We start from the raw sequence: 14,245 nt of genomic DNA, 5'->3' as shown, positions 1-14,245 counted from the left end.
GGACGCAAGCCCTACAGATCCGCTTATCTCCCCCCTTGAGGGGGAGATGCCCGGCAGGGCAGAGGGGGGCGAGCCGCCGCAAGGTGCGAGGGTTAAGTAAACCGCGGCGCCGGCAAGCGTCGCGCAACCTCGGCGCGATCGAATGTATCGCCCTTCGGCGCCCCCCTCTGGCCTGCCGGCCACCTCCCCCTCAAGGGGGGAGATCGGCAGCTTCCCTGTCGGCAGGGTCTACAGCGGCGCCCTTAGCACCGCCCTCACCCCGGTCGGCACCGGCTCGTAGATCACTTCCGACTTCAGGCTGTGGGCCATCGCGCCCATCAGGCGGCGGCCGAGGCCGGTGCCGCGGGCGGTGCCGTCGGCGACGAAGCCGTGGCCGTCATCCTCGACCCGCAGCTCGAAGCCGTCGGCGCCGACCTTGGTGAGGAACACACGCACCTCGCCTGCGGTGGCCGGGTCGTAGGCGTATTTGCAGGCGTTGCTGACGAGCTCGTTGACGATGACGCCGACCGAAACCGCCATGTCGGTCTTCAGCCGCATCGGATCGACCGCGAGCTTCAGCAGGCGCGGTGCGCTCGGGCTGGTCCAGGTCTCCTCGAGCTCCTCGAGCAGCGCGGTGAGGTAGTCGACCATGTCGACATTGTTGACCTCGTCCGAGGTGTAGAGCCGGCGGTGGACCTGGGCGATGGCCAGGATCCGGCGCTGGGTGTCGAGGAGCGCGGCCTTCGCCGTCGGCTCCGACAGGCCGCTCGCCTGCATCTGCACGAAGCTCGAGACGATCTGCAGGCTGTTGGCGACGCGGTGGTTCACTTCCTTCAGCAGCGCCTCGAGCCGGGCATTGGAAGCCTGCAACGACTGCTCGGCCTCCTCCTTGTCCAGCCGCAGCTGGCGGCGCTCGATCGCCTGCAGGAAGGTCGTCGACAGAAGGTCGAAGAAGTCGTCGCCGATGGTCTTCACGACGTAGTCGGTGGCGCCCGCCTTCATCGCGGCGACGGCGATGCGGCTTTCCTCCGAGCCGGTGACGTAGACGATCGGCGGCCGGTAGGGCAGCTCGATCAGCATGGCCAGCGTCTCCAGCCCGTCCTGGCCGGGCATGTAATGGTCCACCGCGACGACGTCGAACACGCCCTCGCTCGCCAGCGCCATGCCGGCGGCGCCCGATTCGGCCGTCACGACCTCATAGCCACGCCGGCCGAGGGCGCGGGCGGTGATGCGCCGCAAGCCATCGTCGTCGTCGATATAGAGGACGCGCAAGGCCATCAGCCGTCGATTTCCGGCTCGGGCACCTGGATGACGCTGAGGAACAGGCCGAGCTGCCGGATCGCCTGCGCGAAGGACTCATAGTTCACCGGCTTGGTGATGTAGACGTTGGCGCCGAGATCATAGCAGCGCTGGATCTCCACCTTGTCGTCGGTCGTCGTCAGGACGACGACCGGCGTGCGGCGCAGCGGGCTGTCCGGGCTCTTCATCCGCGTCAGGATGTCGGTGCCGCTCATGTCGGGCAGGTTGAGGTCGAGCAGCACCAAGGCCGGGCCATTCATCGCCGGGCCGTCGGGCGCGTTGAACATGTACTCGACCGCCGAGGTGCCATCGGTGAAGTGCTTGATGGCGTTGGTGACACCGGCGCGGCGGATGTTCTTCTCGATCAGCCGCGCATGGCCGTCGTCGTCTTCGATCATGATGATGTTGACGGGGTGCGATCCGGTCATGGGGTCATCTCCTTGTTGATGCTGTAGCGCGGCGGCAGCGACAGGCTGAAGGTCGCGCCCTCCCCGAGCGTCGACGCGCAGGTGATGATACCACCCAGACGATAGGCCAGGGCCCGGACATGCGCGAGGCCGATGCCCTCGCCAGGCTGGTCCTGGCTGCCCGAGCGACGGAATAGGTCGAAGATCCGCTCATGGTCCTTCGGGTCGATGCCGCGGCCATTGTCCTCGACCTCGAAGACGACCCGGCCCTCGGCATGACGTCCGCGGACGACGATGCGTCCGGGGCGGCCGGGCCTGAGGTACTTCACCGAATTCTCGACGAGGTTGGACAGGATCTGCTCGATCGCGACGCGGTCGCTGACGATCCGCGGCATCGGCGTCTCCAGCGCGACCTCGGCGCCGATCTCGGTCAGCCGGTGCTGCAGGCTGCCGACGATCCCGCCGAGCATCTCGGCAACGTCGAGCGGTTCCGGCGAGATGACGCGGCGGCCCTCGCGCGACAGCCGCAGGATGGCGTTGATCAGCCGGTCCATCTTCTGCGTCGACGAGCGGATGAAGCCGATCGCCTCGGGCAGGTCCTCGCGGACGGCAAGGCGCGCCTCTTCGGTGACGATGCCGGGCGCCTCCTCCTCGGCCCGCGACAGCATCTCCGACAGCGGCTTCACCGAGGCGTCGAGCTCGGCGGTGAAGCCCATCACGTTCACCAGCGGCGAGCGGAGGTCGTGCGAGACGATGTAGGCGAAGCGCTGGATCTCGTCGTTGGCGCGCTGCAGGTCGGCGGTCCGCGCCTGCACGGCGCCCTCGAGGTTCTCGTTGAGGTCCCGCAGCGTATCGCGGGAGAGCTTGACGTCGTTCAGATTGCGCCGGATGGCCCAGACGGTGACGCCACCGAGGACGATCACGAGCAAGGCTGAAATGCCGAGGACGATGTAGGAGAAGACGAGGCTGCGCTGCTCGAACGCCCGCCGCTCGACGAGCAGCGACTGCTCCTCGGTCGTCATCGCCGAGAGGATCTGGCGAAGGCTCAGCACCAGATCGATGCCGTCGGTGAGGAACTGCTGCGCGGCGACCGCTGCGCCCGACTCCTGCCGGAGGGTGAAGCTGCGCTTCACCTCAGCGACCTGGCGTCCGCTGGTCTCGCGCAGCGTTTTGAGGAGTTCGACCTGGCGCGGATTGTCCTGCGTCAGCTGCTCGAGCCGGTCGAGGCTTTCGGTCAGCCCCGACGACGTGCGCGCGAAGGTTTCGACGAAACGCGGATCCGGATTGAGAATAAACCCGCGGCGGGCGGACTCGGCACGCTCCGTCAGGCTGCGAACCTCGCTAACCGCCAGTTCGACCTGGTAGGTATGAGCAACCCACTGCCCAAGCTCGCTGTTGCGCAAGATGCCCCAAGCGGTCGCGGACACGGCGATGATCAGCGCAAAGAAACCGAGGGCCAGCGCGCCAAAGACGATACGGTTGAGCCGACGGTCGGACATCTTCATTCCATGCAAATCCGCTACCCGACTGTAGGGCAGCAACAATCAGCGCTGAGGCGGAAAAGGGCCGGCGCTGGCGCCGGCCCTACAGTCGCTCTCTATAGACGACATCTTGATGCGGGCGATAGTGCATTTGCAGTCCGGCACTATTGCGACGAGGCCCTTAGCAACAAGGTGGCCAGCTAGGTAAATAAGATACAAACGCCCCTTGCGTAAACTTACGCGTGCCGCACTGCCGGATAAAGGCGGCGGTAGCGCCCATAGGCTTCCTCGACCGCGCCGAACAGCGCCGCCTGCGGCTCGAAGCGCCGCTCGATCGGCGGCTCCAGCATCACCGTCAGGGGATCCGCCCCCGTCGCGGCGCAGAGGCCGAGGCGCGCCGCGCCGAGCGCGGCACCGAAGTCGCCGTCCGCGGGCAGCGCGATCTCGCAGTTGAGGACGGTCGCCATCAGGTCGAGCCAGTAGGTCGAGCGCGAGCCGGCGCCGACGGCGATTAGCCGGTCGACCTTGCCGCCGCCGGCCTCCAGGCAATCGCGCATCGAGAAGGCGACGCCCTCCAGCACCGCCCGGGTCATGTCGGTCCGGTCGGTCCCGGCCTCGAGACCCACAAGAACGCCCCGCATCGCCGCATCGTTGTGCGGCGTGCGCTCGCCCGAGAGGTACGGCATGAAGGTGAGACGGCCGGGCGCCTGCACCTCGCTGCCGAGCCCCCGGGTGAGCTCGCCCGGCTTCTCGCGCAAGAGCGTGCTCAGCCATTCCAGCGAGCCCGCCGCCGAGAGCGTGACGCCCATCTGGTGCCAGGTTTCCGGCAAGGCGTGGCAGAAGGTGTGGACGGCGGTTTCGGGGCGCGGATCGTATTTCTCCGCCGCGGTGAAGAGGACGCCGGACGTGCCGAGCGACAGGAAGCCGGAGCCCGGCCGGACGACACCGACGCCGCAGGCCGACGCGGCATTGTCCCCGCCACCGCCGGCGATGACCACGCCGGACGGCAAGCCCCAGTCCGCCGCGAGCTCTGCCCGCAGCGTGCCGCTGGCCTCGGTGCCCTCGACGAGGCGCGGCATCTGCGCCACCGACAGTCCGGTGCGGGCCAGCATCCGCTCCGACCAGGTGCGCCGTCCGGTATCCAGCCAGGACGTTCCCGCCGCATCCGACATTTCCGAGACGGCCTCGCCGGTCAGCCAGAGACGCAAATAGTCCTTCGGCAGGAGGACGAGGCGGATCTGGTCGAAGATCTCCGGCTCGTGCCGCTGCACCCACAGGAGCTTGGGCGCGGTGAAGCCGGGGAAGACGATGTTGCCGGTGATACCGCGCGATTCGGCATCGTCAAGTTCGGCAGCCTCCGCGTGCGAGCGGGTGTCGTTCCAGAGAATACAGGGACGCAGCGCGCCGTGGTCGGCACCAACCAGCGTCGCGCCGTGCATGTGGCCGGACAGGCCGATGCCGGCTACGGCCGCGAGCGCTGCCGGGTGCGATGCCTTCAGCTGCCGCATCGCCTCGGAGCAGGCGTTCAGCCAGCTCGTCGGGTGCTGCTCGGACCAGCCGAAGGCCGGCCGCTCCACGCTCAGCGGCACGCTGACGGTGGCGATCGGGGCCTGGCCCTCGCCGATGACGAGCACCTTCAGCGAGGAGGTGCCGAGGTCGAAACCGAGGTAGTTGGCCATGCTGGCTCCCTGTCTAACGTCGTCGGCCGTCGGGCGGCCGACCTGCCCCATTGCATCGGGCCATGATCTCGGCCCGGTGATAACGGGTTGGGGGATGTCCGCCTAGAGTTTGTCGGGCGAAAGTCGCAACCGGACCGCCGCGGCAGGCGGACAGGAACGGACAGACGGTGGCGGGCACGAAGGCTTCCCGCGCTGGCGCAACGGCGCGTTTTCCGATAGCTAGCGCCACCCGCCCTGCCCGCCGTGAGGATCCCATGAGCCGCATCGTCTACGTCAATGGCGCCTTCCTGCCCGAGGCCGAGGCCAAGGTCTCGGTGTTCGACCGCGGTTTCCTGATGGCCGACGGCGTCTACGAGGTGACCACCGTCGTCGACGGCAAGCTGATCGACTTTGCAGGACACATGGCCCGCCTCACCCGCTCGCTCGGTGCCCTCGCGATGGCGGCGCCCGCCGATGCCGAGGCGCTCCTGGCGATCCACCGTTCGCTGATCGTGCGCAACAAGCTGGTCGAGGGGATGATCTACCTTCAAGTGACGCGCGGCGTCGCCGACCGCGACTTCGCCTATCCCAAGGAGGGGACGCCGCCGTCGCTGGTGCTGTTCACGCAGGCGGTGCCGGTGCTGGAGCGCGAGAGCGTGCGCCAGGGGCTGAAGGTCGCGTCCGTGCCGGACCTGCGCTGGGCGCGCCGCGACATCAAAACGGTGCAGCTGCTCTATCCCTCGATGGCCAAGATGCAGGCGAAGGCGCAAGGCGCCGACGACGCCTGGATGGTCGCGCCGGACGGGCTGGTCACCGAGGGCTCGTCGAACAACGCCTACATCATCACGGGGGACGGCGTCGTCGTCACCCGCCCGCTGTCGCACGAGATCCTGCACGGCATCACCCGCGTCGCGCTCCTGCGGCTGGCGGCCGAGAACGGCATGACGGTCGAGGAGCGCGGCTTCACCGTCGACGAGGTCAAGGCGGCGGCGGAAGCCTTCATCACCTCCGCCTCGGCCTTCGTCACCCCGGTGGTCGAGATCGACGGGACGCCGATCGGGAACGGCACGCCGGGACCGGCCACGAAACGGCTGCGCGAGATCTACATCGCCGAAAGCCGCAAGACATCGATCTGAGCCATGCGGCCGCGCCCTCTGCGGGCGCTGGATTGAGGTTTACTCGCGGCTCAAGCGGAAAGCAGGCGGTGTCCGGCCTGATAGGTCTCGGCGGTACCTCTTTGACGGCGCTTCGCAGAGTACAGCGCGACATCGGCCTGCCGCAGCAATTCGCTCCGGCCGATCGGCTCGCTGCCGAGCCAGGCAATGCCGATCGTTCCGGAGACGGGAAGCACGCTGTGCTCGTGCTCGACCATCATGCGCAAGCCGCAGAGGAGTTGCTGGACGATCCGGTCGATGGCATCGAGGTCGGAGGGGTTCGAGAAGATGATCGCGAACTCATCGCCGCCCAGACGCGCCGCCAGGCAATTCGCGAGATAGGGCGCCTTGAAGACCTCCGCGATTCGCCGCAGGAGCTCGTCGCCGACGGCATGCCCGAAGCGATCATTCACGGATTTGAAGCCGTCGAGGTCGATCAGCAGCACAGCCAGACGACGATCCTTCGCGTGTGCCTCGACGATCGCGCCGTCCAGCACACGGTTGAACTCCGCACGGTTTGCCATCTGCGTCAGCTCGTCGGTGCGCGACAGGCGGAGCAGTTCCTGGCCGAGGAGATGCGTCTCGGTGATATCCTGGAAGACGCCAATCACGCCGGCCAGCCTTTCCCCGTCCCACTCCAGCTCGCCCATCAGCCGCACCCGCCGGGGATTGCCTTGTGCGGTGATGAAGTCAGTCTCGAGTTCGAAGCGATGTCCCGTCGCGATCGTTTCCGCGAGAGCTGCCGCCACGATGTCCCGGTCCGGTTTTGGATAGAACTCAAAAGCCGTCTCGACCGGCACGGGCGCGTTCATCGGCAGTTCGTGGATCGCGAAGACGCCTTTCGACCAGGTCAGCACGTTCTCCGGCAGCGACAGTCGCCAGGATCCCATCTGCGCCATGCGCTCGGCCTGCTTGAACTGCTGCTGCTCGCGCCCGAGCACCACCGCGATACCGTGGCTCTCCTGCGCAAAATCGCTGGCCTTCAACGCCGACGCCCGCGCCTCGATGAGAACCTCTGCAAGCCGGGCAAAATCCCGCAAGGTGTCGAGTTCGCCCGCCGTCATCGACCGCGGCTTGTCGTCGATCACGCAGATGGTGCCGATCGAGACCCGCTCCCCCTCGGCCGAGACCGCCCGGACAGGAATGCCGGCATAGAAGCGGATGTACGGCGGCCCAATGACGGCGGGACTGTTGGCAAACATCGGGTCCAGGCGCGCGTCGGACACCACCAGTGCCTCGTCCGTGTCGAGCGCTACGGAGCAGAGGGAGTTTTGACGCGGAATCGATAACAGGTCCAGACCGCATTTTGCCTTGAACCAAAGGCGGTCGGCATCGACGAGGCTCAAAAGGGATATCTTGGCGCCAAGGGTTCGCATGGCCATCGCCGTCAGAAGGTCGAAGTCATGCTCCGGCGGCGAGTCGAGAAGTTGAAGCCTCGCGAGAATATCCGCTCGGCTCCTGTCCATCTCCAAAATGTTCTGCCCCATGGCGGTCCCGCTCTCGTTTTCGTCCTTATAGTCAGGGACATATCTAAATAAAGTTACCTGCCTAACCACCATCGCGCTCAGGGCGATGCTCTTCCTCAACCTCCCAGCCGGGAGCGGCGCGCTCCCTCAAATTGTTGGTGCCCTGCTTCCAACGGCAAAGGACGCGAGGAGAGCGCCTCAGTAGCGACGTTCGGGTCCAAGTTACCGCTGTGTGGAGCTTCGGCAGCACGAAACGCTCGTTTGCTGCAGTGCGCTTTCGCTTTTCATCGAACCGCTTTCGCTTTAAGCAAGACAACCTTTCGTTGCCAGGGCCCTCCATGCTTTCTGATCGCCAGCTGCTGATCCTCGAAATCGCCAAGCGTCAGGGCCGCGTGCAGGTCGAGGAGCTATCGCAGCGTTTCGAGGTCTCGGTGCAGACCATCCGCAAGGATCTGAACGAGCTCTGCGACCAACGGCTGCTGGCCCGGGTGCACGGGGGCGCGGTACTGTCCTCTGGGGTCGAGAATGTCGGCTACGATGCCCGCCGGACGATCGCGGCCACCGAGAAGGCGGCGATCGGTCGGGCCGTCGCCGACCTTATCCCCGACCGCGCTTCGCTCTTCGTCAACATCGGCACCACGACCGAGGCGGTGGCGCAGGCCTTGCTGCGCCATGCGGGGCTGATGGTGATCACCAACAACATCAACGTCGCCACCATTCTGCGGCCGTATCCGGAGATCGAGGTGGTGATCGCCGGCGGCGTCGTCCGGCGCTCGGACGGGGGCATCGTCGGCGAGGCCGCCGTCGACTTCATCAAGCAGTTTCGCGTCGACTTCGCCGTCATTGGCGTCTCGGCGATCGATGCCGACGGCTCCCTCCTCGACTACGACTACCGCGAAGTCCGCGTCGCGCAGGCGATCATATCCAACGCCCGGCACGTGATTCTCGCCGCCGACGCGACCAAGTTCGAGCGCAGCGCGCCGGTGCGCGTCGGCCATCTCAGCCAGATCGACAGCTTTGTCACCGATCACTGCCCGGTGCCGCAGATTCGCCAAATCTGCACCGAGGCGCAGATCCGCCTTGTCGAAGCCGCCCCTGCGGCCGCGTCTTCCACAGGCGGGGAAGACCGCGCGTGAATTGCGATTGACTTTCGTTTTACCTTCGCAGAACATCGCCTAAGTTTCGCAAGCGCAAGTTTTATGCTGCAATGCGAAAAGGGACGGTATGGATACCTTCGACATCTTTATCATCGGCGGCGGCATCAACGGCTGCGGCATCGCCCGCGACGCAGCCGGGCGCGGCTATGCGGTGGGCCTTGCCGAGATGAACGATCTCGCCTCCGGCACCTCGTCCTGGTCGACCAAGCTGGTGCACGGCGGCCTGCGCTATCTCGAGCACTACGAGTTCCGCCTGGTGCGCGAGTCGCTGATGGAGCGCGAGGTGCTCTGGCGCATCGCGCCGCACATCATCCGCCCACTGCGCTTCGTCCTGCCGCACCACAAGGGCCTGCGCCCGGCCTGGCTGCTGCGGCTCGGCCTGTTCCTCTACGACCACCTTGGCGGCCGCAAGGATCTGAAGGCGACCGAGACGGTCGATCTGGAGTCCGGCCCGCTCGGTGCGCCGCTGAAGAAGGGCTATGCCAAGGGCTTCGAATATTCCGACGCGCGGGTCGACGACGCCCGGCTGGTGGTGCTGAACGCCCGCGACGCGCTCGCCCGCGGCGCCGAGTTCATGGTGCGCACCATGGTCACCGAGGCGAGACGCGAAAACGGCATGTGGCGGATTACTTTGCGCGAGAAGGACAGCGGCGTGACCCGCACGGTCACCGCGCGCTTCCTGGTGAATGTCGGCGGCCCCTGGGTCGACCGGATCATCCAGCAGGCGATGGGCCGCAACGAGGCGCGCCACATCCGCCTCGTGCAGGGCTCACACATTGTCACGCGCAAGCTCTACGACCACGACCGCGCCTACATCTTCCAGAACGCCGACAACCGCATCATCTTCGCGATCCCCTACGAGGACGACTTCACCCTGATCGGCACCACCGACCAGGATTTCGAGGGCGAGCCGGGGGCGGCAAAGATCACGCCGGCCGAGACCGACTACCTCCTGAAGGCCGCGAGCGAATACTTCGAGACGCCGGTCACCGCCGACCAGATCGTCTGGACCTATTCGGGCGTGCGCCCGCTCTACGACGACGGCGCCTCGAAGGCGCAGGAGGCGACGCGCGACTACGTGCTGAAGGTCGAGGGCGAGGCCGGCCAGCCGGCAGTACTGAACGCCTTCGGCGGCAAGATCACCACCTACCGCAAGCTGTCGGAGGAAGTGCTGGAGAAGATCGGCGAGCGCATCGGCGCCCGCGGAAAATCCTGGACCGGCACCGAGCCGCTGCCGGGCGGCGCCTTTGCGATCGACGGCGTGCCCGCGCTGGAAGCCAGGGTGCAGGCGGCCGCGCCGACGCTCGACGCCCGCACCGTGCGCCGGCTGGTGCGCAGCTACGGGCTCGACACGCTGTCGATTCTCGGCGGCAAGACATACCGCGCCGGACCGCTCGGCGAAGATTTCGGCCATGGGCTTTTTCAGACCGAGGTCGACTGGCTCATCGCCCGGGAATGGGCCCATACTGCCGAGGACATCCTCTGGCGGCGGACCAAGCTCGGCCTGCGTTTTTCCCAGGGAGGGGAAGAGCGCCTGAAGGATTACATGGCGGAGGCAGTGCCGCAGCGGATCGCCGCGGCCTGACACACCCGGCGGCGTCCGTGGACGCCGAGGGTTCTGCTGAGAATGAACGACAAGGTTGCGACCTGGGAGGGTTAGTTTCGTGCTCGAACTTATCGATGTCAGCAGAAGCGTAGGAGCCGATCGGCACATCGCCGACGTCTCGCTTCGGCTGGCCCGGGGATCGCTGAACGTGCTGCTCGGCCCGACGCTCGCCGGCAAGACCAGCCTGATGCGCCTGATGGCCGGGCTCGACCGGCCGACATCCGGCCGCATTCTGATGGACGGCAAGGACGTCACCGGCATGCCGGTGCGCCGGCGCAACGTCGCCATGGTCTACCAGCAGTTCATCAATTATCCCGCCATGACCGTCTACGAGAACATCGCCTCGCCGCTGCGGGTCGCCGGCAAGTCCGGCGCCGAGATCGATGCGGCCGTGCAGAAGGCGGCGGCGCTGATGAAGCTCGGCCCCTACCTCCAGCGCACGCCGCTGACGCTCTCTGGCGGCCAACAGCAGCGCACCGCGCTCGCCCGCGCCCTCGTCAAGAACGCCGAACTGGTGCTGCTCGACGAGCCGCTCGCCAATCTCGACTACAAGCTGCGCGAGGAACTGCGCGAGGAATTGCCACGTCTCTTCGCCGAGGCCGGCGCCGTCTTCGTCTATGCCACGACCGAGCCGACCGAGGCGCTGCTCCTCGGCGGCAACACGGCGACGCTGTCGGAGGGCCGCGTCACGCAGTTCGGCGCGACGCCCGACGTCTACCGCCGCCCTGCCGACCTCGTCACCGCCCGCACCTTCTCGGACCCGCCGCTCAACGTCCTCTCGCTCACCAAGCAAGGCGACCTCCTCACCTCCGCCTCCGGCCTGCGGGTGCCCGTGCCCGGCCGCTTCGGCTACCTCGCGGACGGCCCGTACCAGGTCGGCCTTCGCCCGCACCATCTGTCGCTCGGCGGTGCCGGCGCGACGCGGCTGCGCGGCAAGGTCGTGATCTCCGAGGTGACGGGGTCGGAAACCTTCCTGCACGTCGACTGGGATGCGTCGCGCATCGTGGCGCTCCTTTCCGGCATCCACCGGGTCGAGCCCGGCGATGCCGTCGAGCTCGGCTTCGACCCCACCGACATGCAGATATTCGATGCCTCCGGCCGCGCCGTCGCGCCGCCGACTGCGCTCGCAGCCTGAGGAGAGAGCATGGCCCGTATCCGCCTCGACCACATCCGCCACGCCTACACCCCCGATCTCGCCCGTGCCGGCAATTACGCCCTGCGCGAGGTCGACCACAGCTTCGACGACGGCGGCGCCTATGCGTTGCTGGGGCCGTCCGGCTGCGGCAAGACCACGCTCCTCAACATCATCTCCGGCCTCTTGACGCCGTCCGAAGGCCGCGTCCTGTTCGGCGACAAGGACATGACGATGCTGACGCCGGAAGCGCGCAACATCGCCCAGGTCTTCCAGTTCCCAGTGATCTACGACACCATGACGGTGCGCGAAAACCTCGCCTTCCCGCTGAAGAACCGCAAGGTGCCGAGAGACGAGATCACCCGCCGGGTCGACGACATGCTGGTCCGCCTCGGTCTCGAGACGAAGGCCGATCGCAAGGCGCAAGGGCTGACGGCCGACGAGAAGCAGAAGATCTCGCTCGGCCGCGGCCTCGTGCGCCCCGACGTCAACGCCATCCTGTTCGACGAGCCGCTGACGGTGATCGACCCGCACATGAAGTGGCAGCTGCGCTCGCAGCTGAAGGAACTGCACCGGCAGTTCGCCATGACCATGGTCTATGTCACGCACGACCAGACGGAGGCGCTGACCTTCGCCGACAAGGTGGTGGTGATGTATGATGGCGAAGTGGTCCAGATCGGCACGCCCGAGGAACTCTTCGAGCGCCCGCAGCACACTTTCGTCGGCTACTTCATCGGCTCGCCCGGCATGAACGTTCTCGCCTGCGAGGTCGAAGGGACCGATGCTGTGATCTCGGGCACGCGCATTGCTTTGCCTGGCGGGGTCCGTCCGACCGGCGGCGCGGCCAAGACTGAACTCGGCATCCGGCCGGAGTTCGTGAAGATCGTCCCGCGCGGCCAGGGCATGCCGATCGCCGTGACCCGGGTCGAGGACATCGGGTCCGAGCGCATCGTGCGGGCCGACTTCCAGGGCCAGAAGCTCGTCTCGGTGATCGCCGAGGGCGAGGCTCTGGCGACGGATGTCGACGTCGTCTTCGACCCGTCGGCCCTTAACCTCTACGCCGATTCATGGCTGGTCGACCGCTCGGCCGGCACGCCGATCCAGGGGAGAGCGGCATGAACAAGACCTTCGACAACAAGGCCTGGTTCTTCGTCCTGCCGGTGCTGGTGCTCGTCGCCTTCTCGGCGGTGATTCCGCTGATGACGGTGGTCAACTATTCCGTCCAGGACACGTTCGGCAACAACCAGTTCTTCTGGAACGGCACGAGCTGGTTCGTCGACACGCTGCAGTCGCCGCGCTTCCACGCCGCGCTCCTGCGCAACCTCGCCTTCTCCGCGATCATCCTCGCCATCGAGATCCCGCTCGGTATCCTCGTCGCGCTCGCCATGCCGAAGAAGGGCATCTGGGTGCCGGTCTGCCTCGTCTTGATGGCGCTGCCGCTGCTGATCCCGTGGAACGTCGTCGGGACGATCTGGCAGGTGTTCGGCCGCACCGACATCGGCCTCCTCGGCCGGTTCCTGTCGGGCCTCGGCTTCAACTACAACTACGTGCAGAACGCCTTCGACGCCTGGGCAACGCTCATCGTCATGGATGTTTGGCACTGGACGAGCCTCGTCGTGCTGCTCTGCTATGCCGGACTCGTCTCGATCCCCGACGCCTACTACCAGGCCGCCAAGATCGACGGCGCCTCGCGCTGGGCCGTCTTCCGCTACATCCAACTGCCGAAGATGGGCCGCGTCCTTTTGATCGCCGTGCTGCTGCGCTTCATGGACAGTTTCATGATCTACACCGAGCCCTTCGTCGTCACCGGCGGCGGCCCCGGCAACTCGACCACTTTCCTGTCGATCGACCTCGTCAAGATGGCGGTCGGGCAGTTCGACCTCGGTCCGGCAGCGGCGATGAGCCTGATCTACTTCCTGATCATCCTTTTGATGTCCTGGATTTTCTACACGGTCATGGAGAATGCGGGCCGCGACCGCGACGTGAAGGAGCCGGTGGAATGAGCACCGAAGCAACGTTCAACGCCCGGGTGCCGGCCGGCGGCATCCCGTCCGCGGCCCATTCGGAAACCGCCCTCAAGGAGCGCGCCCGCCGCAAGTCCGGGAGCTTCAAGCCGAAGGCGCTGATCCCGATCCTCTACATCCTGTTCCTGTTGCTGCCGATCTACTGGCTGGTCAACATGAGCTTCAAGACGAACAACGAGATCCTGAACCAGTTCACGCTGTTTCCGGCCGAGCCGACGCTGGCGAACTACCGCGTGATCTTCACCGATCCGTCCTGGTACAACGGCTACATCAACTCGATCATCTACGTCGTCATGAACATGGTGATCTCGGTGGCGGTCGCGCTGCCGGCGGCCTACGCCTTCTCGCGCTACCGCTTCCTCGGCGACAAGCACCTGTTCTTCTGGCTGCTGACCAATCGCATGGCGCCGCCCGCGGTGTTCGCGCTGCCCTTCTTCCAGCTCTACTCGGCTTTCGGGCTGATCGACACGCACATCGCCGTGGCGCTCGCGCACTGCCTGTTCAACGTGCCGCTGGCGGTGTGGATTCTCGAGGGCTTCATGTCGGGCGTGCCGAAGGAGATCGACGAGACCGCCTACATCGACGGCTATTCCTTCCCGAAGTTCTTCTTCAAGATCTTCACGCCGCTGATCGCCTCCGGCATCGGCGTCGCCGCCTTCTTCTGCTTCATGTTCTCATGGGTCGAGCTCCTGATCGCCCGCACGCTGACCGTGACCGACGCCAAGCCGATCGCCGCGATCATGACCCGCACCGTCTCGGCGTCCGGCATGGACTGGGGCGTGCTCGCCGCCGCCGGTGTCCTGACGATCATCCCCGGCGCCATCGTCATCTGGTTCGTGCGCAACTACATCGCCAAGGGCTTTGCCCTCGGGAGGGTGTGAT

Annotated in this window: 12 protein-coding genes; 7 read left to right on the top strand and 5 right to left on the bottom strand. The window is 66.4% G+C overall.

Annotated elements, in window-relative coordinates; translation table 11 throughout:
• Positions 1-228: 228 nt before the first annotated feature.
• The 4 genes from ACZLZQ_RS08565 to xylB form a co-directional block, all read right to left on the bottom strand.
• The gene (locus ACZLZQ_RS08565; protein WP_472948978.1) at positions 229-1,257 is read right to left on the bottom strand and encodes a sensor histidine kinase; all 1,029 of its coding nucleotides are present in this window, start codon (positions 1,255-1,257) and stop codon (positions 229-231) included.
• Positions 1,257-1,706, bottom strand: a complete 450-nt coding sequence (locus ACZLZQ_RS08560; protein ID WP_472931569.1) for a response regulator — start codon at positions 1,704-1,706, stop codon at positions 1,257-1,259. Before ACZLZQ_RS08560 ends, ACZLZQ_RS08565 begins: the two co-directional genes overlap by 1 nt.
• Positions 1,703-3,184, bottom strand: a complete 1,482-nt coding sequence (locus ACZLZQ_RS08555; RefSeq protein ID WP_472948977.1) for a sensor histidine kinase — start codon at positions 3,182-3,184, stop codon at positions 1,703-1,705. The genes ACZLZQ_RS08560 and ACZLZQ_RS08555 overlap by 4 nt, the downstream gene beginning before the upstream one ends.
• Positions 3,185-3,402: 218 nt before the next feature.
• Positions 3,403-4,845 (bottom strand): xylulokinase, encoded by a 1,443-nt coding sequence (xylB, locus tag ACZLZQ_RS08550; RefSeq protein ID WP_472948976.1) that lies wholly within the window; start codon positions 4,843-4,845, stop codon positions 3,403-3,405.
• Positions 4,846-5,099: 254 nt separating this feature from the next.
• On the opposite strand from xylB, the gene ACZLZQ_RS08545 reads away from it, so the two are divergent.
• Positions 5,100-5,960 carry a D-amino-acid transaminase gene (locus ACZLZQ_RS08545; RefSeq protein ID WP_472948975.1) on the top strand — a complete coding sequence of 287 codons (861 nt, stop codon included), beginning with the start codon at positions 5,100-5,102 and terminating at the stop codon, positions 5,958-5,960.
• 50 nt (positions 5,961-6,010) lie between these two features.
• Here ACZLZQ_RS08545 and ACZLZQ_RS08540 read toward each other — a convergent pair whose 3' ends face one another.
• Entirely contained in the window at positions 6,011-7,465 is a 1,455-nt protein-coding gene (locus ACZLZQ_RS08540) for a diguanylate cyclase domain-containing protein (protein WP_472948974.1), read from the bottom strand.
• 317 nt (positions 7,466-7,782) lie between these two features.
• Here ACZLZQ_RS08540 and ACZLZQ_RS08535 point away from each other — a divergent pair, with 317 nt between their 5' ends.
• The 6 genes from ACZLZQ_RS08535 (at position 7,783) to ACZLZQ_RS08510 (ending at position 14,244) form a co-directional block, all read left to right on the top strand.
• Entirely contained in the window at positions 7,783-8,580 is a 798-nt protein-coding gene (locus tag ACZLZQ_RS08535; RefSeq protein WP_472948973.1) for a DeoR/GlpR family DNA-binding transcription regulator, read from the top strand.
• 88 nt (positions 8,581-8,668) lie between these two features.
• Positions 8,669-10,186: a glycerol-3-phosphate dehydrogenase gene (glpD, locus tag ACZLZQ_RS08530; protein ID WP_472948972.1), complete on the top strand. Its 1,518-nt coding sequence runs from the start codon at positions 8,669-8,671 to the stop codon at positions 10,184-10,186.
• Positions 10,187-10,265: 79 nt separating this feature from the next.
• Positions 10,266-11,342, top strand: a complete 1,077-nt coding sequence (locus ACZLZQ_RS08525) for an ABC transporter ATP-binding protein (protein ID WP_472931562.1) — start codon at positions 10,266-10,268, stop codon at positions 11,340-11,342.
• A gap of 9 nt (positions 11,343-11,351) precedes the next feature.
• Positions 11,352-12,458 (top strand): ABC transporter ATP-binding protein, encoded by a 1,107-nt coding sequence (locus ACZLZQ_RS08520; protein WP_472948971.1) that lies wholly within the window; start codon positions 11,352-11,354, stop codon positions 12,456-12,458.
• Entirely contained in the window at positions 12,455-13,342 is an 888-nt protein-coding gene (locus tag ACZLZQ_RS08515) for a carbohydrate ABC transporter permease (RefSeq protein WP_472948970.1), read from the top strand. The genes ACZLZQ_RS08520 and ACZLZQ_RS08515 overlap by 4 nt, the downstream gene beginning before the upstream one ends.
• Positions 13,339-14,244 carry a carbohydrate ABC transporter permease gene (locus ACZLZQ_RS08510; RefSeq protein ID WP_472931559.1) on the top strand — a complete coding sequence of 302 codons (906 nt, stop codon included), beginning with the start codon at positions 13,339-13,341 and terminating at the stop codon, positions 14,242-14,244. The genes ACZLZQ_RS08515 and ACZLZQ_RS08510 overlap by 4 nt, the downstream gene beginning before the upstream one ends.
• Position 14,245 lies beyond the last annotated feature (1 nt).

The sequence above is a fragment of the Mesocryomonas lacus genome, assembly GCF_055730105.2.
The sequence above is the reverse complement of the archived record's forward strand: the minus strand, read 5'-3'. Positions and strand labels throughout refer to the sequence as shown.